We start from the raw sequence: 21,821 nt of genomic DNA on the forward strand, positions 1-21,821 counted from the left end.
CTGCAGGGCGAGGCCCGAGCAGCCATTGCGCCAGCGTCAGCCGGCGCTGCGACGCAGCGCGCAGATCAGGCCCGTCGGACCGCCTTCGCAGGCCACGCAGAGCGCGTCGCCGTCGAACGTCTGAACCGTGCAGCCGGCCGCTTCGAGAGCTGCCTGCGTCTTCGGATACCCCGAGATCATCACGATCTGGCCGGGCTTCAGCGCGAGAACCTGCAGACTGGCACCGTTGCTTGCATGGAACTCGTCGGCCGGCGCCTCGATGAGGCTGATGCCCCATTCCTGCAGGATCTGGTAGAGCGCCACGGGCAGAAGCGGCGCGTAGACCAGGGCCAGATCACGCCGCACGGGACTGACGATCGAGGACAGGTGGAAGCAGGCGTCGTCCCCGTTCCAGAGCGGCAGGTCGTAGCTGAGAACATCGACCCCCTGGGCAGCGAGAATGGTCGCGAGCTGTGCGATACCCTCGTCATTGGTGCGCAGTCCGCGGCCGATCAGCAGCGTTTCGGCATCCAGCCAGATGGTGTCGCCACCCTCGACGGCGCCGAAGCCGTCGATCCGACCGAGTATCGGAATGCCCGCCTTCTTGCAGGCGGCTTCATGCAGCGCCACTTCCTTGCGCCGCCCGTCCTTGCCCGGCCGCAAAAGCACGGCCCCCTGCGGCGTCATCAGCAGCGGATCCTGCGTGAACATCGCATCCGCAAGACCATCCCCCTTATCCTCGATCCAGAGGATCTCGGTGCCGGATTGCTCAATGAGCGATGTAAAACCGGAATATTGCCCGATCGCCTTTTCGGCATCGAACCCCGCGCCATAGTGCCAGGCCGCGGCGTCGGCAGCCATCAGGCTCTTTCCCGGGCGGCGCATCAGAGCCTGTTTGAGAGGGGACGACATATCTCGAACGCCGAATTCCGCCATGGTCACTCCTTGCCGATCAAAGCGCCCGGCGGCGCGGCGGCGATCATAGGCAGGATCCGGACGGCGGCAAGACCTCGAAAAAAAAGCCGCAGGACGGGACGTTCCTGCGGCTCAAAAAATCGGGACAGTCTATCAATCGACACCGGGGGTACGGCATCGATCGCCGCACTTTAACGACCGCCCGTGTGCGGAACTTTAAGCGGATCGGGACAATTTTATCGAGTGCGGGCTTTCACGCCGACCGCTGCAGCCTGGCTCAAGATTGCGACGATAGCTTTCCTCGCATGCCGGCGGGCATCGGGCGTCCAGCATGTCCGCACCATGCGGATACCCGATCCGCCCGCCGGCATCTCCCCCCATCGCCTGCCCTCCAGCGATCATTTTCCCGGCATCACGGTTCAAGTGTCGCGCGACATGCGCTACTGCAGTCTGAAATGACAGAGCGCGACCACGGCATAAGGCGCGGCGGACGCTTGCCCGGATGGCGGGAAGGATGGCAGCAATGAAAACGGCGGCGGAATGCCAATCGATGGCGGATATCCGGACGGAGATAGACCGGCTGGACGAGACGATCATGCGGCTTCTGGCTGAGCGCTGGAGCTATATCGGCCGTGCGGCGGAGATCAAGACGGAAGCCGGCCTGCCGGCCGATATCCCGAGCCGCGTCGATGAGGTTCGCGCCAATATCCGACGTCATGCGGCCGATCTCGGCCTCGACCCCGCGTTCTACGATTCTGTCTGGGCGCAACTGATCCGCCACAGCATCGTGCGGGAAGAAGAAATTCTCGGGCCGCAGGAGACAGGCCGGACCGCCTGAGGCGGCCGGGCTCTACCAGACCTTCCAGGGCGGCATACCCTCTTTCCAGAGGCTTTCGAGGCGAACAACATCGTGGCGCGTATCGACAGGTTGCCAGAAACCCTCATGCAGGTAGGCGCGCAACTGACCCGTCTGGGCAAGTGCGTCCAGCTCCGCTGTGCGATCCGAGAGGAACACGTCCGCGATCGCGCTCAGAGACGACGGCGACAGAACGAGGAAGCCGCCGTTGACAAAGCCGGATTCCGGCTTGGCAGAAAGTGCGCGCACCTCGACACCTTCCAGGTGAAGCGCACCGTAGCGTGCCGGGGGATAAACGGCCGCAACCGTCATTCCTTGGCCGTGCGCGCGATGAAAAGCGAGGCTTGCGCCGATGTCGATGCTTGCGAGACTATCGCCATAGGCGAGGCAGAAGGCCTCCTCGCCCTCGAGGTGAGCCGCAATCTTTTGCCGTCTCTGGTCGCTCGAGACCGCGTCGCCCGTGTCGATCACGGTCACCCGCCAGTCTTCGACGCTGGCAAGATGGATGTCGGTGCTTTTGAGCGACAGGTCGAAGGTCACGTCGGCGGTGTGCAGTGCATAGCCGGCGAAGAAGGTCTTGATCTCAGCCGCGTTCGCGCCGCAGCATAGGACGAAGTCGCTGATGCCGTGCGCCGCATAGATCTTCATGATGTGCCAGATCAGCGGTCGCCCGCCGATCTCCACCATGGATTTCGAGATATTGCCAGGGCCGGGAAAACGAAGGTCCGGGCCATCCGCCAGGATCACGGCCTTCACCGGACACCTCCGGCCAATGGCGCGGCGCGCTTCGCACCGTGTGCGGCATCTCTTATCGAACGCATCGTCTTCCGACCTCCGTCATTGTGAGATGGGAGGTAGAGCGCGGTGCGATGCGGTCAAATATCAGAGGGCCGCGATGTAACTCGCCAGCCGGTCCGCCGCCGTGCGGATGTGGAGCGGGTCGCGCAGGAAGCAGGGCCGCGATGTAACTCGCCAGCCGGTCCGCCGCCGTGCGGATGTGGAGCGGGTCGCGCAGGAAGCAGGCCCGCATGAAGCCCGCACCGCCCTGTCCGAACGCCGTGCCGGGCGCAAGACCGACCAGCGTCCGATCGACGATGTCGAGCGCTGCCGCGCGCACGTCGGTGATGCCGTCGATCTTCAGGAAGGCGTAGATGGCGCCATCAGGGCGCAGCGTCTCGACCCGGTTCGTCGCAATCAGCGCGTCGCAGAGGATATCGCGCGACATGGTCGCCTTGACGACGTTCTGGCGGGCGAATTCATCGCCATGGTCGAGCGCCGCACAGGCGCCGGCCTGAATGAACGGTGCCACGCCCGAGGTCGAGTACTGGATGAGATTCTCGAGCGCTTGCCCGATTTCGGCCGGGGCAACGATCCAGCCCGCCCGCCAGCCGGTCATCGACCAGTTCTTGGAAAAGGAGTTGACGAAAATGATCCGGTCCTCATCCTCCATGACGTCGAGGAAGGACGGCGCGCGCGCATCGGCGTAGAAATAGAGCGCATAGATTTCGTCGGCGATGATCCAGAGCCCATGGCGGCGGGCGAGATCGAGAAGGGCGACGAGATCGGACTGCGTCGCCGTCCAGCCGGTCGGGTTCGACGGCGTGTTGACGAAGATCGCCTTGGTCCGCGGGGTGATCGCCGCCGCGATCCGGTCGAGATCGAGCTGCCATTTTCCATCCGTAAACGACAGGGGCACGCCCACGGCGCGCGCGCCCGAAAGCTCCGCGGAGGCCGCGAAGTTCGGCCAGGCCGGCGTGAGGAAGAGAAGTTCGTCGCCCGGGGACGCCACCGCTTCGACCGACAGCTTGATCGACTGCATGCCGGAGCCGGTGACGAAGACGTTGTCGATGCCGAGCGTCTTGTGGAAATGCCGGTCGTAATAGCGGACGATCGCCTGGCGAAGCTGCGGAATGCCGCGCTGCCAGGTGTAGAAGGTCTCGCCCGCCGTCAGGGAGTCCCGCGCCGCCCGCGAAATGAAATCCGGCGTCGGCAGGTCGCCCTCGCCCACCCAGAGCGGAATGAGCCCTTCGCGACCCCGCGCATAGTTCACGACCTCGACGATGCCGCTCTGCGGCGCGGCAAGCGCGCGGGCGCTGAGGCCAGGCATGGAGCCGGCCATGGGGCCAGATGATGCTGGGCCTGTCGATGCGGAGGTGTCAGATGGGGACTGCGACGAGGATGACGACATGGCTGGCTAGGGTCCGGTTGGCGACACCGACCTCCTAACGCCTTTCGACCGGATGATCACGCGATAATCGCTGGCCGTCCGATCGATTTTCGTGATGTGTCGCCTCAGACGCGCGGTGCGCGCAGCAGATCGCGGATTTCGGTCAGCAGCTGAACGTCTGCCGGCGGCGGAGCCTCTTCTTCCTTGCCCTCGCGCTTGTCGCGCTCGACGGATGCCCGCAGCTTGTTCACGCCCTTGATCATCATGAAGATGATCCAGGCGAGGATGAGGAAGTTGATGAAGACGGTGATGAAATTGCCATAGGCGAAGATGGCGCCCTGCTCGCGGGCCTGGGCGAGCGTCGTGGCTGTCACGTTGCCACTGAGCACGAAGAAGTAGTTGGAGAAATCGAAGCCGCCGCCCGTCAGCGCGCCGACGACCGGCATGACGAGATCGTTCACGACGGAATCGACGATCTTGCTGAAGGCGGCACCGATGATCACACCGACGGCCAGATCCATCACATTGCCGCGGGCGATAAATTGCTTGAACTCGTTCAACATCCCAACTCTCCTTTGACGTGCGCCAGACGCGCCGATCCCCGACTGGAACCTATCGCCTTTCGGTAGAAAGGAAAGCCGCAACGATACGCTTTCGTGATCCGGCGCTTTCTCATGCAGGGGCGGCTTCGACTTAAGACCAAACCCAAGGCAATTCTCTTGGTCGCGTCTTTCACCTATGATCCGGATCGAGCGCAGGGTGGAGGAGGAAACCATGCTATCCGGCACGGTCGTGTTTGCGGCCGCTTTCACCTACCTGCTGCTGCTTTTCGCCGTTGCCAGCTATGGCGACCGGGCGGCGCGCAAGGCGGCGTCGAGCGGCGTGGCTGCGCGTGGCCGCCCCGTCGTCTATGCGTTCAGCCTCGCGATCTACTGCACCAGCTGGACCTATTTCGGCGGCGTCGGCCTTGCCGCAGAACGCGGGCTGGAGTTTACCGGAATCTATATCGGCCCGATCCTCATGTTCACGCTGGGACTGCCGATCATCCGCCGCATCACGACGCTCGCCAAATCGCAGAAGCTCACATCGGTGGCCGATTTCATCGCGGCACGTTACGGCAAGAACCCGACGGTTGCCGGCATCGTGGCGCTGATTTCGCTGGTGGGGGCCATTCCCTACATCGCTTTGCAGCTCAAGGCCGTGTCGAGTTCGATGGCCGTGCTGGTCGATACCCGGCCCTATGGGCTCGACGGCGGAGCGGCCTTCATCGATCTTCCCCTGCTGGTCACGCTGTTTCTCGCCTGCTTCGCCATCGTGTTCGGCACCCGCCACACGGATGCGACCGAGCATCAGGACGGGCTGATCCTCGCCATCGCCATGGAATCGGTCGTCAAGCTCGTGGCGCTCGTCACCGTCGGGCTCTACGTCGTCTTCTTCCTGTTCGACGGCCCGACCGACATGCTGACCCGCGCCCGGGACAACAGCGCCGTCATGGACGCCCTGACCTACCAGACGCCCATGGCGCGCTGGATCGTGCTGACCGTTCTCTCGGCCGTTTCCATCATCCTGCTGCCGCGCCAGTTTCATGTGACGGTGGTGGAAAATCGCACGGCCGGCGAACTGCGGACGGCGGGCATTCTCTTTCCGCTCTATCTCATCGGCATCAATCTCTTCGTGCTGCCGGTCGCAATCGCCGGCATGCTGACATTTCAGGGAAACGGCGTCGCGGATCTCTATCTCCTGACGCTGCCGCTGTCGCACGACCTGCCGATCCTCACTCTCGTCGCCTTCATCGGCGGCTTCTCGGCTGCGACCGCCATGGTCATCGTCGCCTCCGTCGCCCTGTCGATCATGCTGTCGAACGACATCGTCATGCCGATCTTCCTGCGGCGAAACCTGACGGGTCGAGGCCGCTCCAAGGATGTCGGCGCCACGCTTCTGAACGTTCGCCGCATGGCGATCTTCGCGGTGCTGCTGCTCGGCTACGGCTATTATCGGGCGGCCGACATCACCGCAGGGCTCGCATCGCTCGGGCTCTTGTCCTTTGCCGCGATCGCCCAGATGGCGCCGGCCATGTTCGGGGGGCTCGTCTGGCGGCAGGCGAATGCGCGCGGCGCCATCGCCGGCATGACCATCGGTTTCTTCGTCTGGGCCTATCTGCTGTTCCTGCCGAGCCTCGGCGGCCCCGACAATTCGCAGGTGGCGGCGACCATTCTCGGCTTCCTGTTTCCCTTTGCCAACATGTTCACGGCCGAGACCGCCGATCCCCTCGTGAATGCAACGGCGCTCAGCCTCCTGTTCAACACCATAGCCTATGTGGTCTTCTCCCTGTCGCGCGCGCCAAAACCGCTGGAACGGCTGCAGGCCGGGCTGTTCATCCGCCGGGCATCGCGCACGGAGCGCGCCTTTCGTGGCCGCAAGACCAAGATTACCGTGCTCGACCTGAAGAGCACCATCGCCCGCTATCTCGGCGAAGAGCGAATGCAACGGTCGTTCGAGACCTATGCGAAGAAAAGCGGACGACGGCTCGAGGACGGGCAGCCGGCCGACATGGCGCTCATCCATTTCTCCGAACAGATCCTCGGCAGCGCCATTGGCTCGTCTTCGGCGCGGCTCGTGCTGTCGCTGGTGCTGCAGCGGCTCGATGATACCTCGCCGGATACGGCCATCCTGCTCGATCAGGCCAGCGAAGCGCTGCAATACAATCAGGATATGCTGCAGACCGCCTTGTCGCAGATGGACCAGGGCATCGCCGTCTTCGACAGTTCCAACCATCTGATCATCTGGAACCGCCGTTTCCGGCAATTGCTCGATCTGCCCGAGGCGTCCGGGCAGGTCGGCTTTCCCCTGTCGGAGATCGTCGCGATCCTGACGCAGCGCGGCGACCGGGTGCGCGACGGCGAACCGGCCTTGCTCACGAGCTTCCTCGCCCTCGACAAGCCGTTCCAGCTGGTGCTGTCGGGCGGCGAGCGAATCATCGAGGTGCGCAGCAATGCCATGCCGGACAAGGGCCTGGTCACGACCTATACCGACATCACCCAGCGGGTGGCGGCCGATATCGCGCTGCTGCAGGCCAACGAGACGCTGGAGGCCCGCGTGGCCGAGCGCACGGCCGAACTGACGCGGGTCAACCGCGAGGTGGCGGAGGCGCGCGCCGCGGCCGAGGAGGCCAACAACGGGAAGACACGCTTCTTCGCCGCGGCCGGCCATGACATCCTGCAGCCGCTGAATGCGGCGCGGCTCTATTCCTCATCCCTGGTCGAGCGTCTGGGGGCATCCGAAAACCGGCTTCTGGTCCAGAACATCGATTCCTCGCTCGAGTCCGTCGAGGCCATTCTCGGCGCAGTGCTCGATATCTCCCGGCTGGACACAGGCGCCATGAAGGCACGACTGCAGACCGTTCCGCTCGACGATTTCCTGCGGCGCATCGAGACCGATTTTGCGCCCGTCGCCAAGGCGAGCGGCCTGAAGCTGACCGTCATGCCGACCTCGCTCCATGTCCGCACCGATCCGAACCTGCTCAGACGCCTGGTGCAGAACCTCGTGTCGAATGCGGTGAAATACACGCCGCATGGGCGCGTGCTCGTGGGGGTCAGGCGCCGGGGGGCGGAGGCCGTGATCGAGGTGATCGATTCCGGTATCGGCATTCCCGCCTCGAAATTCCGCACCGTCTTCAAGGAATTCGCGCGGCTGGAGGAAGGTGCGCGAACGGCCTCCGGGCTCGGGCTGGGCCTCTCGATCGTCGACCGGATCTCGCGCGTCCTGCACCATGCCGTCGATCTTCAGTCGCGACCGGGCAAGGGCACCCGGTTTCGGGTCACGCTGCCGATCGAGGCGGGGGCGCTTGCGAAGCCTGCTTCCGTGGGGGATATCGCCAATGCCGGACCTGCAATGCCGATGAACGGGCTCGCCGTTCTCTGCATCGACAATGAGCCGCGGATTCTCGAAGGCATGCGCAGCCTTCTGGAGAATTGGGGATGCCGCGTGATGACGGCGGCCTCGGCCGAACTCTGGCTGTCGGCCAAGATCCGCGACATGCCGGATACCATCATCGCCGATTACCATCTCGATCACACCACGGGGATCGATGCGATCCGCGACATCCGCGCAGCCTGTGGCCGCGACGTGCCGGCGCTTTTGATCACGGCGGATCGATCGGTCGAGGTTCGGGCCGCCGCGGAGCGCGACGGCATCGCGCTTCAGAACAAGCCGGTGCGGCCGGCAGCGCTGCGGGCCTGGCTGACCCGCTCGGCGGCCATGCCGAAGGCGGCAGCCGAATGATCAGGTTGCGGTGGCGTGATCCTCACGCGGCGGCGGCGTGAGATCACGCCGCGACGGCCATGACCTTGCCGAGCTGGATGACCGCCTGCGTGCGGCTGTCGACATTGAGCTTCAGGAGAATCGCCGAGACGTGCGCCTTGATGGTCGCCTCGGAGACGCCGAGCTCATAGGCGATCTGCTTGTTGAGCAGGCCCTCGGCCAGCATGGCGAGAACGCGCGACTGCTGCGGTGTCAGCGTGTTCAGCCGCTGGATGAGGTCGGCCACGTCGGGCTCATGACTCATGCCGCGCCGGAAACCCGCCGGCGTATAGAGATTGCCGGCGATCACCGTATCGATCGCGCCGCGGATATCCTCGATTCCGGCCGATTTCGACAGGAAGCCGCAGGCGCCGAGATCAATCGCGCGGGTGATGGTGGCCGGCTCGTCATGGGCGGAGACGATCAGGATCGGCAGCGAGGGAAACTCGGTCCGAAGGACCATCAGGCCGGAAAAGCCGCTGACGCCGGGCATGGTGAGATCGAGCATCAGGAGATCGGCATCGGGATGCAGTGCCGCCGCAACGCGCACGGCACCGAAGTCGCCGGCTTCCACGATATCCGGCGCCCCCGGCATGGCCGCCAGCGCCTGCCGCATCGCCCCGCGAAAGAGCGGATGGTCGTCCGCAACGATGATGGTCATACCCTGTGCCATGATGCTCCCTCCTCGAGCGACCGGCCGTCAGGTCCTCCAACCCGTCAGCCGGCGTCATGTCTCGTCTTTCCCGCAAACCTTCCGGCCGTCCTTGCCGTTCCGGCAGTCGCCCGGATCACGTCTTTCGCAGGTCGCCGTCAGGGTCAGGCGCCGGCGGGGTTTTCTCCTCACCCTGCCATTCGCGTCCGAAGTCCCGGGCGATCCCCATGAAGCTGCGCAACATTCTATCCATAATGCCCATGGTCTGGTCAATCTCTTCCTGCGTCGGGAGCCGCGGCGAGAAGCCTTCCGGCGCATCCTTCACGGCTTTTTCCAGCGTTTCGACGCGCTTTTCGAGCAGATCGAGCTCCAGATCGTAGGCCGTCCGCTCGTCGGCGGCCATCCGGCAGACGAGATCGCCGGCTTTTTCCTGGCAGAGCGTGACCTCGCCCGTCTGCGTGTCCAGTCGCGCGATGCCGGTATCGGTCTTCTGCATGCTGTAGCGACCGGGCGCCGGCGCCTGCGACAGGGCCGGGGTAACGCCGATCAAAAGTGCGACGACGGCAAGCGGCAGACCCTGCGGCGTAAGGCGACGGATGGGTACGGGGTTGGACATGGCGGCAGGCTCCTTGATCGGTCATCGTCGGGCGCGGTTGGCGTTCGGACACGTCATGTGAGACGCGTGTCGCACGAGTGGTGGACTTTTACGGCGCTTTGCGGCAAGTCCACGACATCGGAGGCGACCGGTTCCCGGGCCCGTCTCGTCGCAGCGCCGGTCGGTCCATCGACGAGAGCCTTGCGACCCGAGACCGGCCCCAAGGACGGGACCCGAAGCGCTGCACGCATGTTGCGGATCATCTCTCCGCCCAGCGTTGCAGTGTATCAGAGCGACGAGGAGCAAGCACCATGTCCGGCATCATCTACAAAATCGTACCAACGTCTCTGTGGCGAAACGCACAGGCTGCCGGAACGTTCGAAGGCGCGCCGGTCGATCTTGCCGACGGCTTCATCCACTTCTCGACGGCGGACCAGGTCGCGGAGACCGCACGGCGGCACTTTGCCGGACAGGACGACCTGCTGCTGGTCGGCATCGACGGAGACAGGCTGGGCGAAGCGCTGGTCTACGAGACCTCCCGCGGCGGCGCGCTGTTTCCGCATCTCTACGGTCCGCTTCCCATGACCGCCGTCCTGTTCGAGCAGGCTTTGCCGCTGTCGCCGGATGGCCGCCACCTCTTTCCGGAGCTCGAAGCATGAAAGCGCATCTCGAAGCCCTCGCGCGGCGCGCACTGTTTCTCACCGATCCGGAAATGGCGCATGGGCTTTCCATCAAGGCCCTGCGCTCGGGCCTCGTGCCGTCGCATGCGGCACCCGCGGATGCACGGCTGCACCAGTCGGTCGCCGGCATCCGCTTTCCCAATCCGCTGGGCATGGCCGCCGGATACGACAAGAACGCCGAGGTGCCGGAATCGCTTCTGCGCCTCGGCTTCGGCTTTACCGAGATCGGCACCGTCACCCCCCGCCCGCAGGCGGGCAACGACCGGCCGCGCATCTTCCGGCTGGTCCGCGACGAGGCCGTCATTAACCGGCTGGGCTTCAACAATGAGGGGCATGCCGCGGCTCTCGATCGCCTGAAAGCCTGCCGGGCCGATCCGCTGATCGGCGTGAACATCGGCGCCAACAAGGACAGCACCGACCGGGTGAACGACTATGTGCTCGGCATTCGCTGCTTTGCGCCGGTCGCCCGGTATTTTACCGCCAATATCTCCTCGCCCAACACACCCGGCCTGCGCGACCTGCAGGCCCGCGGCAGCCTGTCCGCTCTGCTGACGGCGGTGCTGGAGGCGCGCGACATCGAGGCGCGCAAGCTGAAACGCAAGCTGCCGGTGTTCCTGAAGATCGCGCCCGATCTCAGCGAGGAGGGTCTGGACGATATCGCCGCGGAAGCGCTGGCCCACCCGCTCGACGGGCTGATCGTCTCCAACACGACGCTCTCGCGAGCCGGGTTGACCGACACGCGACAGGCGGCGGAGGCCGGCGGTCTTTCCGGCAAGCCGCTGTTCGATGCCTCCACGGTGGTTCTGGCGAAAATGCGCCAGCGCGTCGGTCCCGATCTGCCGATCATCGGTGTCGGCGGCATCCATTCGGCCGAGACGGCGGCCGAGAAGATCCGGGCGGGGGCCGATCTGGTCCAACTCTATTCCGGCATGATCTTCGAGGGGCCCGGGCTGCCGAGCCGTATCGTGAGCGGCCTCTCGCGCCTCTGCGACCGCGAGGGCCTGAGCTCGATCCGCGACATCCGGAATTCGCGCACCGCCTACTGGGCCGCGAAGGTCTGAGCCGACCGCCGGGGCACGCGCGACAAGAGCAGCAGGCCGCGGCAGAGCAGGAACAGGTTCAGCGCCGCCCAAAGGCCGTGATTGCCGAAGACCGGCACGAAGGCGAGGAGCGCTGCGATATAGATCACGAAGGCGGCCAGCATCATGTTGCGCATGTCGCGCGACCACGTCGCGCCGATGAAGACGCCATCCATGAGAAAGGCGAGCGCGCCCGTCATCGCGGTCAGGGCCGCCCACGGCGTATAGGCATGGGCGACGCTGCGCACGTCGGGCGCCGTGGTCAGGAGATCGACGATGTCGTCTCCGAACACGAAGAAGGCGAGCGTCGTCAGCGCGGCGAGCGCGAAGGACCAGAGCGCCGTCATCTTCAAGGCGCGGTCGAAGGCAGGGCGATAGCCCGCACCGATGGCGCGACCGGTCAACTGTTCGGCCGCATTGGCCAGGCCGTCGAGGTAGTAGCCGGCGACGAGGAAGATCGTCATCAGCACGGCATTGGCCGCAAGGGTCACCGGCCCGAAGGACGTGCCGACCCGCGTGATCACCAGAAAGACGGCAAGGAGGACGAAGGACCGAATCATGATATCGCGGTTCAGCGCGAAGAGGCGTGTCAGCCCGCTGCGCTCGGCGATCGCGCGCCAGGTGGGCTTCGCCATCGGGTCGAAGCGGGACACGACGATCGCAAAGCCGACGAGGGCGCCGACCCCTTCGCCGGTCAGCGTCGCGATGGCGACGCCGGCCACGCCCCAGCCGACATAAAGCCCGAGCGTGATCGACAGCACGATGTTGACGCCATTGATCAGCGTCTGCAGCAGAAGGCCGAGCGTCGCCTGCCCGCGCCCGAGGACGTAGCCGAGGATGGCGTAATTGGCGAGCGATGCCGGGGCGGCGAGGATGCGCCAGAGGAAGTACGTCCGCGTGACATCGGCCACCGCCTGGCCGGGGTCGAGCAAGGCCAGCCCCGCCCAGAGAAGAAGCGGCGACAGGGCGATGGTCGCGAAACCCGCCGTGAGCGCGATGATCATCGAGCGCCAGAAGACGGTCTGCTCCTCCCGCCGGTCGCCGCGCCCGAAAGCCTGCGCCACCAGTCCCGTGGTTGCCGACCGCAGGAAGTTGAAGGTGACGAAGATGAGGTCGAAGACGACGGCCCCGACCGCGAGCCCCGCCAGCAGCGTCGCATCGCCGAGGCGCCCGACGACGGCGGTATCGACGAGACCGAGGAGCGGCGTCGTGAGAAAGCCGAGCGTCATGGGAACGGCGATGGAGAGAATGAGCCGGTGGGTGACCCGGAACGGGCCTGCGGCTTCGCCGATGGCCACACCGTCATGCCCGGGAATTTCTGCCTGCATGTCCATCCTCTCCCGACGTCACGCAGCGACATCTCCGGCCGCTCAGGTGCCGGAGGAGAGCACCATGGCCCAATAGGGCCGGTTGCCGGAGGCGGGATTGCGCATGACGGCAACGCCCAGACCTGAATAGCCGGGTCCGAGCATGTTTTCGAGATGTTTCGGCGAGTTCAGCCAGGCAAGATAAGCCTTCTGCGCGTCCGCCTGACCGACCGCGATATTCTCGGCCGCGGGCAGGCTGACCGACTGGCTTTTCATGCGTGCGCCAAAACTGTCGGTGATGCCGATCAGATGAGCCATCTTGCCGGCTTTCGCCATGCGCCCGGCCTGCGAAAGGGCGGCACTTGCGGCTGCCGGGTCACGCGACAGGGGGCTCAACCCGCGCGCCTTGCGCAGACTATTGATGAGGCCGAGCGTCGCTTCGGTTTCGTCGCTGCCGTCGCCGGGCGGTGAGAGCACGGAGGTCGTATTGCAGCCGGCGAGCCCGCCAAGCGCGAGGAGGCTCGCGGCCGTCAGAAACGTGCGGCGGTTCTGCGGTGAGGGAAACGGCATCTCTATCGACGGAAACTCAGGAGCCGAAGCACGATGAAGATTGGAATGACCACCGCCGCGCCGATCAGCAGATACTCGCCGACATCGCCCAGCGCATCGAAGCCGGTATACCAGAGCTCGAGGAAGAAATCGCGGATGCTGCGGAAGATGCCATAGGGCGTCCAGCCGAACACGGTCATCACGAAGCCGACGACCAGCGACAGGACCAAGAGCTTCACGATCACCCGACCGGGCGAATCGCCGAGAAACCTGTTCAATCCATCAGCCATACTCAAGCGTCTCCTCGGGCGGTCTCGCGCGACATGTTCCAGCGCCGTGCTCACGGCCTTCATCCGCATGTAGCGGCCAAGGCCTCCTGTCGCAAGCATTGTGGGCGGAATCGCGGCGTCTGCGCGCCAGGACGCGAAATCGCTTTTCAGTCTTTCGGCGAGAGCCTATGTGATCGCGCGCCCTCTCGCGCTGGAGCCCGCCCATGAACCCGCATCAATTGTCCTCCGGCGATCTTCTCGCCGACCGGCGCGCCGAATATGCCCAAATGCTGGCGGCAAGCGGCGACCATGCGGAGGCCGCCGATCTCATGCGCCAGGCGCTGGAGCGGGTGCCCGACTGGGCCGCCGGCTGGTTCCGGCTTGCCGAACACGAGGAGAAGGCCGGAGAGCGCGAGGCGGCGGCCTCCTCGCTCGCCCGCGTTCTCGAGCTCAATCCGGAGGACATGTTCGGCGCCCGCCTGAAACGCGCCGTGCTGGGTGCCGACGCGGTGCCCGGACAGGCCCCAAGCGCCTATGTGGCAAGGCTTTTCGACGACTATGCCGACCGGTTCGATGCCGCCCTCGTCGAGCGGCTGGACTATACGGTTCCCGGCCGGCTGGCCGCCATGGTCGAGCGCTTCACAGGCGGCGCGACGCTGGAGCGAGCGATCGATCTTGGCTGCGGCACCGGCCTGTTCGGTGCGGAAATCCGGCATCGCGTGGGCATGCTGGAGGGTTACGACCTCTCCTCCAACATGCTGGCCAAGGCGGCGGAGAAACATCTCTACGACCATCTCGGAGACGCCGACCTTTCCCGGCCTCTCGACACCTCCGGTCTGGTCACCCCGGACTTCCCGGAAGGTCGCGCGGATCTGGCTGTCGCTGCCGACGTGCTGATGTATCTCGGCGATCTCCTGGCGGTCTTTGCCATCGTGCCGGCTCTTTTGAAGGCAGACGGGCTTTTTGCCTTCTCCGTCGAGGATGCGGAGGCATCCGTGCCGGAGGTCGTACCCGGTGGTGCGTCCGAGGGCTTCGTGCTGCGTCCCTCGCTCCGCTACGCCCATTCCGAAGGCTACGTCCGCAACCTCTGCCGGACTGCCGGCCTGGAGGTGCTGGACATGGCGCGCGCCGTCATTCGCAAAGATGGCGCGCAAGATGTCGCCGGCATCCTGTTTCTTTCGCGCAGGGGCCTCTGAACGACGCTTTGTTGCGAAGTTGAGATAGGTCAGTATCCCTTACGTATTTGCCTTGCAAAGTCTTTGGAAAGGCCGATGATATCGGTGTTTCCAGGACACGGAGCACAGTGGCTGTCCCGTCGAAACGACAAGCATTTCTGACCCCGGATCAGGCACAAAGCCTGTCGACATCGACCTCAATGCCTTTTCGGAGCGAATGCCATGTCCTTGATTTCCGCCCTCGGGTTCTGGAATACCAATGCAGCACGCCATACGCCGATCGAGGATGTGCAGGGGGTATTTACCGGCAGCCTGATCTCGGCGCTCGGGCTTTACATCCTCGCCAGCGCCGGGCTTCTGACAGGCAGCACGGCAGGCATCGCCTTCCTGTTGCATTATGCGCTGGACGTGAACTTCGGTGTCGCCTTCTTCCTGCTCAACCTGCCGTTCTTCTATCTCTCGCTCAAGCGGCTGGGCTGGGCCTTCACCATCAAGACCTTCATCGCCATCGGCCTGACGTCGGTCATCGCCGACATGCAGTCGCGCTTCTTCGTGATTTCAAGCATTCATCCGGCCTGGGCCGCCCTCCTCGGCGGGCTCCTGCTCGGCTACGGGCTGCTGGCGCTTTATCGCCACCGCGCCAGTCTCGGCGGCGTCGGCATTCTCGGGATCTACCTGCAGGAACGTTTCGGCATCCGCGCCGGGCTGGTCCAGCTTGCCATCGATCTCTGCGTCCTCACCGCTGCCTTTTTCGTCACCCTGCCCTCGGTGGTGTTCTACTCCGTGCTTGGCGCCGTCGCGCTCAATCTGTTCCTCACGATCAATCACCGGGCCGACCGCTACATCGCCTTGTAAGATGCCATGAGGATCGAAGCCGGCGGGAAACGCCGTACGGCTTCATTTCGACGTGTGGTAGCCCTCCAGCCAGGCCTCGCGCTTTGCGCGGCTGGACGTGGCATAGGGGCATGAGCGCGCCGACAGCCCAGCAAATGCCGCATTGCGCCCCTCGCATCGCAGACGGGCCGCATCGTCCGGCGTCAGCGTCGGCTCGACGTCTGCCGTATCGTCCGGCTTCGGCAGGCCTTCCTTCAGTTTCGCCTCGATCCTGCGCAAGGTCGCCAGAACGGGCGGCGCCCGCTTTTCGTCGATCCGCGGGAGGGTCGCGTCTGCGCGCGATTCCGGCACACTGCCTGACACAACGAATGTCATCGGCTCTCTCCTTTTCGGTTAATGTTCAGGTTGCCCTCTTCTATCATATATTCGTGAAATATGTTTCTGCATTTCAAGGACCGGGCCGAACGCCTGTCTGCGGCGCCGCTTCGTCCATGGCCTTGCGCACCGTCTCATGAATGTCGGCGTCCTTTTCAGGATCCGTCTCGCCATCGTGATGCGCCGCATTGCCGCCATCCTTGCGCGCCAGTTCGCGATCGATCGTGGCGCGGTCGCCTTCCGCCGGCTCCTGAAGGATCTTGTCGTCGGTCGGTGTCTTGTCTCTCTGGTCCATGATGCCGTCCTCTCCACGTCTCCCCACCAGTTTTCTGGCGACCAAGAGAAACGAGCGGTGAATTCGATGGTTCCTTGAACGGTTTCGGACCGTCCCTTTCCCATGCAAAGCTGAACGCCTGTCTGGAAAGAGCGGTGCCTGCGTTCTACATTCGTACCCGTGAAACAGATCCCGTCCGTCCAGTCCGCATCGCCGGCCTTTGCCCTGCCCGAACCGTTCCTGCGCTGGTTCTCGCGCAAGGGATGGCAGCCCCGTGCGCATCAGCTCGATCTGCTCGCGCGGATGCGCGGTGGCGAGAGCATGCTGCTGATCGCGCCGACCGGGGCCGGCAAGACGCTTGCGGGCTTTCTGCCCTCGCTCGTGTCGCTCACCGAACGCGGCCGCATCCCACCCGGCTCCGGGTTTCACGGCATCCACACGCTCTATATTTCACCGCTGAAGGCGCTGGCCGTCGATATCGAGCGCAACCTGATGACGCCCGTGGGCGAGATGGGCCTGCCGATCCGGGTCGAGAACCGGACCGGCGATACGCCTCAATCCAAGCGCCAGCGCCAGAAGCTCGATCCGCCGGATATCCTCCTGACGACGCCCGAGCAGCTGGCGCTCCTGATCGCCAATGGCGAGGCCGAGCGGTTCTTCAAGAACCTCGAATATGTCATCTTCGACGAGCTGCATTCGCTGGTGACCTCCAAGCGCGGCCATCTTCTGGCGCTCGGTCTCGCGCGGCTGAGACGGCTTGCCCCGGCGCTGAAGACGATCGGCCTGTCTGCAACGGTGGCCGACCCGATGGACCTCCAGCGCTGGCTCGTGGCGCAATCCCCCGATGAGCAGGCGGCCGCGGGTCTGATCACCGTTGCGGGCGGAGCGAAACCCGACATCTCCATCCTCGCAAGCGAGGTGCGCGTGCCGTGGTCCGGGCATACGGCGAGCTATGCCATGCCGGAGGTCTACGAGGCGATCAAGCGGCACCGCACCGCCCTCCTCTTCGTCAACACGCGCAATCAGGCGGAGCGTCTTTTCCAGGCGCTCTGGACCATCAACGACGACAACCTGCCGATCGCCCTGCACCACGGCTCGCTCGATGTCGGTCAGCGGCGCAAGGTGGAGGCGGCCATGGCGGAGAACCGCCTGCGCGCCGTGGTCGCCACCTCGACGCTCGATCTCGGCATCGACTGGGGCGATGTCGATCTCGTCATCCATGTGGGCGCGCCGAAGGGGGCGAGCCGCCTCGCCCAGCGGATCGGCCGCTCCAACCACCGCATGGACGAGCCGAGCCAGGCGATCCTCGTGCCGGCCAATCGTTTCGAGGTGATGGAGTGCCAGGCGGCGCTCGACGCCAATTATCTGGGCGCGCAGGACACGCCGCCGGTCGGCCAGGGAGCGCTCGATGTGCTGGCCCAGCATGTGCTCGGCATGGCCTGCGCCGCGCCGTTCGATCCGCTCGAACTCTATGACGAGATCACCAGCGCCTCGCCCTATGCCGAACTCCCATGGGAAACCTTCGAGCGCATCATCGATTTCGTGGCGACCGGCGGCTATGCGCTGCGCACCTATGAGCGCTATGCCCGCATTCGCAAGACGGAGGACGGGCTGTGGCGGGTCTCGAACGGCAAGGTCGCGCAGCAATACCGGCTGAACATCGGCACCATCATCGAATCGCCGATGCTGAACGTGCGGCTGGTCGGCAAGATGGCGAGCAAGGCGCGCCTGGGACGCGGCGGCCTGTCGCTCGGCAAGGTCGAGGAATTCTTCCTGGAGATGCTCTCGCCCGGCGACACGTTTCTGTTCGGCGGCAAGGTCATCCGCTTCGAGGGCATTCATGAAAACGAGTGCCTTGTGACGCAGGGCTACAAGCTCGACCCCAAGATCCCCTCCTATGCCGGCGGCAAATTCCCGCTCTCGACCTATCTCGCGGCCCAGGTTCGCCGGATGCTCGCCGACCCCGAAGCCCATGCCGACCTGCCGGAGCAGGTGCGCGACTGGCTGGCGATCCAGCGCGACCTCTCCATGCTGCCGCGCGAGGACGAGCTGCTGATCGAGACCTTCCCCTATGGCAACCGCTACTTCATGGTCGCCTATGCCTTCGAGGGACGGCTCGCGCACCAGACGCTCGGCATGCTGCTGACGCGCCGGCTCGACCGGGCGGGGCTGAACCCGATGGGCTTCGTCGCGACGGATTATTCGCTGGCGATCTGGGGCATGGAGGATATGACGCAGGCGTTTCAGGCGGGTCATCCGTCGCTTGCCGACCTGTTCGACGAGGACATGCTGGGCGACGACCTGGAGGCCTGGCTGGACGAGAGCTATCTGCTGAAGCGCACGTTCCGCAACTGCGCCATCATCGCCGGGCTGATCGAACCCCGCCACCCCGGCAAGGAGAAGACCGGCCGGCAGGTGACCGTATCCAGCGACCTGATCTACGACGTGCTGCGCAGCCACGAGCCGGATCACATTCTTTTGGAAGCGACCCGCAACGATGCGGCAACAGGGCTTTTGGATATCGGGCGGCTTGGCGATATGCTGGTGCGAATCAAGAGCCACATCGTTCACAGGCCGCTCGAAAAGGTCTCCCCGCTCGCCGTTCCGATCATGCTGGAAATCGGCCGGGAATCCGTGCCGGGCCAGGCACCGGATGCGCTGCTGGCGGAAGCCGCAGACGAGCTGATCTCCGAGGCGATGGGCGAACATGCCGATATCCAGGGCCTCTCGCGGGGGCTCGGCATGCCGGCTCTTTCGGACGACTCTGACAAGCCGGGATCTTGACCGGTGGGAACGACGCACTGATGCACCGCCTTTACCATGCCGGCCGCACCGCGGCCGATGCCTATCCTGCCCTGTCCGAGCGCATCGCCATCAACGGCGTTGCCGCCGTCTGCGATCCGCTCGGCGGCCTGCACCTGCCCGACGACGACGTGCTCGTCGTTTCCGACCTGCACCTGGAAAAAGGCTCGGCCTTCGCCCGGCGCGGCATGATGCTGCCGCCCTATGACACGCTCTCGACACTCAGGATCCTGCAGGCGATCATCGCGCGCCACAATCCGAAGACCGTGATCAGCCTCGGCGACAATTTTCACGATCGCGTCGGCTCGGCACTGATGCCGGAAATGTTTCGCCAGATGATCGTGGACATGGCGCGCGGTCGGGAATGGATCTGGATCAACGGCAACCACGATCCGGACGGTGCCGCGACCCTGCCGGGCGCATCCCTCGACGAGCTGCGGCTGGGTGGGCTCACCTTCCGGCACGAGCCGAGCCCCGATGCGGTGCCGGGCGAGATCGCCGGACATCTTCACCCCGCCGCCATCGTCCGCCGCCGCGAGAAATCCGTGCGCCGCGCCTGTTTCGCCACCGACGGCACCCGCCTCGTCATGCCCGCCTTCGGCGTCACCACCGGCGGCATGGACCTCGCCCACCCCAATATCTGCGGCCTGTTCGACCAGACGAGACTGACCGCGCATATGCTCGGCCGCGACCGGATCTATTCGGTGCGGTTTGCGAATTTGCGGGGGTAAGTTCGGCGAAGGCAGCGGGCGCGGACGCCTCTCATCCCGTTGCCGCGACCTTTTCCCCGCCAGGCGGGGCGAAGGGATGTGCGGCAGAGGGGCTTCCGCCGTTTACGAACCTAGAAGGCATTGAACGTCAGCGTCGTCAGCGAGCGGGTGATGCCGGGGACGGTGGCGATGTTGTCGTTGATGAATTTGCCGATGTCCTGGCCCTCCTCGATATAGACCTTGATGATCAAATCGTAGTCGCCGGATGTGGAGTACATTTCCGAGACGATTTCCTTGCGGTAGATCGCGTCGGCGACCTCGTAGGTCTTGCCGGGGGCGCATTGCAGCTGAACGAAGATCGGCTTCATGGTGGCTGGTCCTTGAGATGTTTCGGACGACATAGGGCAGAATCGCGGCCTATGGAACCGTGCCTCATGCCTGAAGCATCCGGCCCGCAGGAGAAGAGACAACCGTCTCGTCTCAATCGCGCCGGAACGCCACGCTGGCGGCCCAGCCGGTGACGACGGCGAGGAGGACGGCGAAAAGACCGTAGAAGAAGGGCTGCTTGTGGGCGGCTTCGGTGATCGCGGCTTCGAGACCGGTCTTGACGACCCGAAGCGGCAGGGCCTTGGCGGCCACGAACACGCCATCGCGAAACAGGTAGGCGCGCACGACGTGAACGCCGTTGGGCACGTCGGCCGGCAGGCGCACGGAGGCCTTGAACAGGCTGGCGGAGATGAACTGCACACCGCCGGGATCGCGCTGATAGACGCCGCTCGTTTCGCGCAGGCGGCGGAAGGCGCTGCGAAACTCGGTGACGCTGCTGCCATCGCCGATATAGCCGATCGGGCTCAGCGTCATGTGCGAGACGCCGATGCCCATATTGTTCATCTCATTGGCGGGGGCGATGGCATCGATGTCGCGCGTGCTCGACAGGGAATAGGACTCCGGCACGAGTTCGAAGGTCATCGACTGCGTGTTGACCCAGATGCCGAAGACGCGGCGTTTCTTGCGGACGGTCGCGCTCTCCTTGGGCCCCTCCAGCGAGACGACGATATTGTATTTCCCCTGCGCCAGGAGATCGGGTGCGAAACCGTCGATCGCCCCGAAGATGGTCAGGTCGGCACCGCGGAAGTCGGAGGTGATGGCGATCTCGTCGGTGGAGATACCGATATCGAGCTTTTCCGCGAATTCCTCGGCACCGGTTTGCGCCGCTGCGGGGACTGAGAGCATGAGGATTGCGAAAAGGCCTGCGAGAAGGGGGCGCATCAGAAGCCGGTCCCCGACGAGATGACCGAATAGATATCGGCGGGCGGCAGGACGAGTTCGACCGCAAGGCGGATACCGACGGCAAGGACCAGCAGGGCGAGAAGCGCGCGCAGCTGTTCGCCGCGCAGCTTCTGGCCGACGCGTACGCCATATTGCGCCCCGATGACCCCGGCGATCATCAGCACGAACGCGAGCACGATATCGACCGTGTAGTTGGCCGTCGCCTGGACGATGACGGTGTAGGCAGAGACGAAGATGATCTGGAACAGCGACGTCCCCACGACGACGTTGGTCGGAATGCGCAGGAGATAGATCATGGCGGGCACCATGATGAAGCCGCCGCCGACCCCCATCACGGAGGTGAGGATGCCGATGCAGAAGCCGAGACCGGCCACCGGAATGATGCTGAGATAGATCTTCGATTTCTTGAACCGGACCTTGAGCGGCAGCCGGTGGATCCAGCCGTGGTGGCCGGGACGGCGGAGCGGCATGGCCTCGTTGCGCTTGGCGCGCCGCAGCGCATTGATGCTTTCGGCCAGCATCAGCGAGCCGACGGAGCCGAGCAGCAGCACATAGGCAAGCGAGATCACCAGATCGAGCTGACCGATACGACGCAATGCGGCGAAGATCCAGATGCCGAGGGTGGCGCCAGCCAGACCCCCGAGCAGGAGAACGGTCCCGAGCTTGATATCGATGGTGCCGCGGCGGAAATGGGTGATGGCGCCGGAGATGGAGGAGGCGACGACCTGGTTTGCGCCGGTGGCGACGGCAACGACCGGCGGTATATTGTAGAAGATCAGGAGAGGCGTGATCAGAAATCCGCCGCCGACGCCGAACATGCCGGAGAGAAAGCCGACGGCCGCCCCCATGCCGAGGATGATCAGCACGTTCACCGACAGTTCCGCAATGGGCAGGTAGATCGTCACGGCCGGACCTCAAGCATCAAACAGTTCGCAAACGCGGCAGCGCGACCGCTCAGAGGTCGCGCCGTTTGCCTCACTATGCACCGGGCTGCTGGATAATGTCTAAACGACG

At 64.8% G+C, this 21,821-nt stretch carries 20 protein-coding genes and 2 pseudogenes; 8 read left to right on the forward strand and 14 right to left on the reverse strand.

Annotated features, from left to right (window positions below):
- Nucleotides 1-36: 36 nt before the first annotated feature.
- On the reverse strand, nt 37-915 hold the full coding sequence (locus tag ASG39_RS11585) for an arginine deiminase family protein (protein ID WP_062595150.1): 879 nt from the start codon (nt 913-915) through the stop codon (nt 37-39).
- Nucleotides 916-1,417: 502 nt separating this feature from the next.
- Here ASG39_RS11585 and ASG39_RS11595 point away from each other — a divergent pair.
- Entirely contained in the window at nt 1,418-1,732 is a 315-nt protein-coding gene (locus ASG39_RS11595; RefSeq protein WP_062595152.1) for a chorismate mutase family protein, read from the forward strand.
- A gap of 12 nt (nt 1,733-1,744) precedes the next feature.
- Here ASG39_RS11595 and ASG39_RS11600 read toward each other — a convergent pair whose 3' ends face one another.
- The 3 genes and pseudogenes from ASG39_RS11600 to mscL all read right to left on the reverse strand — a co-directional run bounded on the left by ASG39_RS11600 (nt 1,745) and on the right by mscL (nt 4,480).
- The gene (locus ASG39_RS11600) at nt 1,745-2,506 is read right to left on the reverse strand and encodes a hypothetical protein (protein ID WP_062595153.1); all 762 of its coding nucleotides are present in this window, start codon (nt 2,504-2,506) and stop codon (nt 1,745-1,747) included.
- Between the two features lie 199 nt (nt 2,507-2,705).
- A pseudogene (locus tag ASG39_RS11605) lies at nt 2,706-3,857 on the reverse strand (pyridoxal phosphate-dependent aminotransferase); the annotation flags it as partial.
- A 185-nt stretch (nt 3,858-4,042) separates the two neighbouring features.
- Complete coding sequence (gene mscL, locus ASG39_RS11610; RefSeq protein ID WP_062595154.1) at nt 4,043-4,480, reverse strand: large conductance mechanosensitive channel protein MscL; 438 nt, start codon at nt 4,478-4,480, stop codon at nt 4,043-4,045.
- Nucleotides 4,481-4,691: 211 nt separating this feature from the next.
- Between mscL and ASG39_RS11615 the strand changes: the two genes are divergently transcribed.
- Entirely contained in the window at nt 4,692-8,198 is a 3,507-nt protein-coding gene (locus tag ASG39_RS11615; RefSeq protein WP_062595566.1) for a PAS domain-containing hybrid sensor histidine kinase/response regulator, read from the forward strand.
- Nucleotides 8,199-8,241: 43 nt separating this feature from the next.
- On the opposite strand, the gene ASG39_RS11620 is transcribed toward ASG39_RS11615, so the two are convergent.
- Together ASG39_RS11620 and ASG39_RS11625 are read right to left on the reverse strand one after the other, a co-directional pair.
- On the reverse strand, nt 8,242-8,889 hold the full coding sequence (locus ASG39_RS11620) for a response regulator transcription factor (protein WP_082477186.1): 648 nt from the start codon (nt 8,887-8,889) through the stop codon (nt 8,242-8,244).
- 115 nt (nt 8,890-9,004) lie between these two features.
- Nucleotides 9,005-9,484, reverse strand: a complete 480-nt coding sequence (locus tag ASG39_RS11625) for a hypothetical protein (RefSeq protein WP_062595155.1) — start codon at nt 9,482-9,484, stop codon at nt 9,005-9,007.
- 290 nt (nt 9,485-9,774) lie between these two features.
- Here ASG39_RS11625 and ASG39_RS11630 point away from each other — a divergent pair, with 290 nt between their 5' ends.
- Both ASG39_RS11630 and ASG39_RS11635 read left to right on the forward strand, forming a co-directional pair.
- Nucleotides 9,775-10,122: a DUF952 domain-containing protein gene (locus tag ASG39_RS11630; protein ID WP_062595156.1), complete on the forward strand. Its 348-nt coding sequence runs from the start codon at nt 9,775-9,777 to the stop codon at nt 10,120-10,122.
- Complete coding sequence (locus ASG39_RS11635; RefSeq protein WP_062595157.1) at nt 10,119-11,204, forward strand: quinone-dependent dihydroorotate dehydrogenase; 1,086 nt, start codon at nt 10,119-10,121, stop codon at nt 11,202-11,204. The genes ASG39_RS11630 and ASG39_RS11635 overlap by 4 nt, the downstream gene beginning before the upstream one ends.
- Here the strand turns inward: ASG39_RS11635 and ASG39_RS11640 are convergent.
- The 3 genes from ASG39_RS11640 to ASG39_RS11650 are packed head-to-tail and all read right to left on the reverse strand — an operon-like array spanning nt 11,183 to nt 13,368.
- Entirely contained in the window at nt 11,183-12,550 is a 1,368-nt protein-coding gene (locus tag ASG39_RS11640) for an MATE family efflux transporter (protein ID WP_156468132.1), read from the reverse strand. The two genes, ASG39_RS11635 and ASG39_RS11640, sit on opposite strands and share 22 nt — an antisense overlap.
- A 42-nt stretch (nt 12,551-12,592) precedes the next feature.
- Nucleotides 12,593-13,099: a CAP domain-containing protein gene (locus ASG39_RS11645; protein WP_062595159.1), complete on the reverse strand. Its 507-nt coding sequence runs from the start codon at nt 13,097-13,099 to the stop codon at nt 12,593-12,595.
- A gap of 2 nt (nt 13,100-13,101) precedes the next feature.
- Nucleotides 13,102-13,368 carry a DUF6460 domain-containing protein gene (locus ASG39_RS11650; protein WP_062595160.1) on the reverse strand — a complete coding sequence of 89 codons (267 nt, stop codon included), beginning with the start codon at nt 13,366-13,368 and terminating at the stop codon, nt 13,102-13,104.
- A gap of 203 nt (nt 13,369-13,571) precedes the next feature.
- Between ASG39_RS11650 and ASG39_RS11655 the strand changes: the two genes are divergently transcribed.
- Entirely contained in the window at nt 13,572-14,543 is a 972-nt protein-coding gene (locus tag ASG39_RS11655; RefSeq protein ID WP_062595161.1) for a methyltransferase domain-containing protein, read from the forward strand.
- Between the two features lie 201 nt (nt 14,544-14,744).
- Nucleotides 14,745-15,377, forward strand: coding sequence for a YitT family protein (locus tag ASG39_RS11660; protein WP_062595162.1), 633 nt, complete (start codon nt 14,745-14,747; stop codon nt 15,375-15,377).
- 42 nt (nt 15,378-15,419) lie between these two features.
- Here the strand turns inward: ASG39_RS11660 and ASG39_RS11665 are convergent, their stop codons facing one another.
- Both ASG39_RS11665 and ASG39_RS11670 read right to left on the reverse strand, forming a co-directional pair.
- Nucleotides 15,420-15,731, reverse strand: a complete 312-nt coding sequence (locus ASG39_RS11665; protein ID WP_062595163.1) for an Rmf/CrpP family protein — start codon at nt 15,729-15,731, stop codon at nt 15,420-15,422.
- A 73-nt stretch (nt 15,732-15,804) separates the two neighbouring features.
- Nucleotides 15,805-16,026, reverse strand: a complete 222-nt coding sequence (locus ASG39_RS11670; protein WP_062595164.1) for a hypothetical protein — start codon at nt 16,024-16,026, stop codon at nt 15,805-15,807.
- A gap of 159 nt (nt 16,027-16,185) precedes the next feature.
- Here ASG39_RS11670 and ASG39_RS11675 point away from each other — a divergent pair.
- Both ASG39_RS11675 and pdeM read left to right on the forward strand, forming a co-directional pair.
- Nucleotides 16,186-18,714 (forward strand): annotated as a pseudogene (locus tag ASG39_RS11675) (ligase-associated DNA damage response DEXH box helicase); the annotation flags it as partial.
- Between the two features lie 95 nt (nt 18,715-18,809).
- On the forward strand, nt 18,810-19,538 hold the full coding sequence (pdeM, locus tag ASG39_RS11680) for a ligase-associated DNA damage response endonuclease PdeM (protein ID WP_062595165.1): 729 nt from the start codon (nt 18,810-18,812) through the stop codon (nt 19,536-19,538).
- Between the two features lie 110 nt (nt 19,539-19,648).
- Here pdeM and ASG39_RS11685 read toward each other — a convergent pair whose 3' ends face one another.
- The 3 genes from ASG39_RS11685 to ASG39_RS11695 form a co-directional block, all read right to left on the reverse strand.
- Nucleotides 19,649-19,885 (reverse strand): Lrp/AsnC ligand binding domain-containing protein, encoded by a 237-nt coding sequence (locus ASG39_RS11685; protein WP_062595166.1) that lies wholly within the window; start codon nt 19,883-19,885, stop codon nt 19,649-19,651.
- Nucleotides 19,886-19,997: 112 nt separating this feature from the next.
- Nucleotides 19,998-20,786: a TIGR02186 family protein gene (locus ASG39_RS11690; protein ID WP_062595167.1), complete on the reverse strand. Its 789-nt coding sequence runs from the start codon at nt 20,784-20,786 to the stop codon at nt 19,998-20,000.
- Nucleotides 20,786-21,712 carry a sulfite exporter TauE/SafE family protein gene (locus tag ASG39_RS11695; protein ID WP_062595168.1) on the reverse strand — a complete coding sequence of 309 codons (927 nt, stop codon included), beginning with the start codon at nt 21,710-21,712 and terminating at the stop codon, nt 20,786-20,788. Before ASG39_RS11695 ends, ASG39_RS11690 begins: the two co-directional genes overlap by 1 nt.
- Between the last annotated feature and the right edge of the window lie 109 nt (nt 21,713-21,821).

Source organism: Rhizobium sp. Leaf371 (assembly GCF_001424045.1).
Classification (GTDB): domain Bacteria; phylum Pseudomonadota; class Alphaproteobacteria; order Rhizobiales; family Rhizobiaceae; genus Ferranicluibacter.

Excerpts from the sequence above, each read along its gene's own strand:
- ASG39_RS11585 (WP_062595150.1), bottom strand. The coding sequence starts at position 915 with ATGGCGGAATTCGGCGTTCGAGATATGTCGTCCCCTCTCAAACAGGCT.
- ASG39_RS11595 (WP_062595152.1), top strand. The coding sequence starts at position 1,418 with ATGAAAACGGCGGCGGAATGCCAATCGATGGCGGATATCCGGACGGAG.
- mscL (WP_062595154.1), bottom strand. The coding sequence starts at position 4,480 with ATGTTGAACGAGTTCAAGCAATTTATCGCCCGCGGCAATGTGATGGAT.
- ASG39_RS11615 (WP_062595566.1), top strand. The coding sequence starts at position 4,692 with ATGCTATCCGGCACGGTCGTGTTTGCGGCCGCTTTCACCTACCTGCTG.
- ASG39_RS11620 (WP_082477186.1), bottom strand. The coding sequence starts at position 8,889 with ATGGCACAGGGTATGACCATCATCGTTGCGGACGACCATCCGCTCTTT.
- ASG39_RS11625 (WP_062595155.1), bottom strand. The coding sequence starts at position 9,484 with ATGTCCAACCCCGTACCCATCCGTCGCCTTACGCCGCAGGGTCTGCCG.
- ASG39_RS11630 (WP_062595156.1), top strand. The coding sequence starts at position 9,775 with ATGTCCGGCATCATCTACAAAATCGTACCAACGTCTCTGTGGCGAAAC.
- ASG39_RS11635 (WP_062595157.1), top strand. The coding sequence starts at position 10,119 with ATGAAAGCGCATCTCGAAGCCCTCGCGCGGCGCGCACTGTTTCTCACC.
- ASG39_RS11640 (WP_156468132.1), bottom strand. The coding sequence starts at position 12,550 with ATGCAGGCAGAAATTCCCGGGCATGACGGTGTGGCCATCGGCGAAGCC.
- ASG39_RS11645 (WP_062595159.1), bottom strand. The coding sequence starts at position 13,099 with ATGCCGTTTCCCTCACCGCAGAACCGCCGCACGTTTCTGACGGCCGCG.
- ASG39_RS11650 (WP_062595160.1), bottom strand. The coding sequence starts at position 13,368 with ATGGCTGATGGATTGAACAGGTTTCTCGGCGATTCGCCCGGTCGGGTG.
- ASG39_RS11655 (WP_062595161.1), top strand. The coding sequence starts at position 13,572 with ATGAACCCGCATCAATTGTCCTCCGGCGATCTTCTCGCCGACCGGCGC.
- ASG39_RS11660 (WP_062595162.1), top strand. The coding sequence starts at position 14,745 with ATGTCCTTGATTTCCGCCCTCGGGTTCTGGAATACCAATGCAGCACGC.
- ASG39_RS11665 (WP_062595163.1), bottom strand. The coding sequence starts at position 15,731 with ATGACATTCGTTGTGTCAGGCAGTGTGCCGGAATCGCGCGCAGACGCG.
- ASG39_RS11670 (WP_062595164.1), bottom strand. The coding sequence starts at position 16,026 with ATGGACCAGAGAGACAAGACACCGACCGACGACAAGATCCTTCAGGAG.
- pdeM (WP_062595165.1), top strand. The coding sequence starts at position 18,810 with ATGCACCGCCTTTACCATGCCGGCCGCACCGCGGCCGATGCCTATCCT.
- ASG39_RS11685 (WP_062595166.1), bottom strand. The coding sequence starts at position 19,885 with ATGAAGCCGATCTTCGTTCAGCTGCAATGCGCCCCCGGCAAGACCTAC.
- ASG39_RS11690 (WP_062595167.1), bottom strand. The coding sequence starts at position 20,786 with ATGCGCCCCCTTCTCGCAGGCCTTTTCGCAATCCTCATGCTCTCAGTC.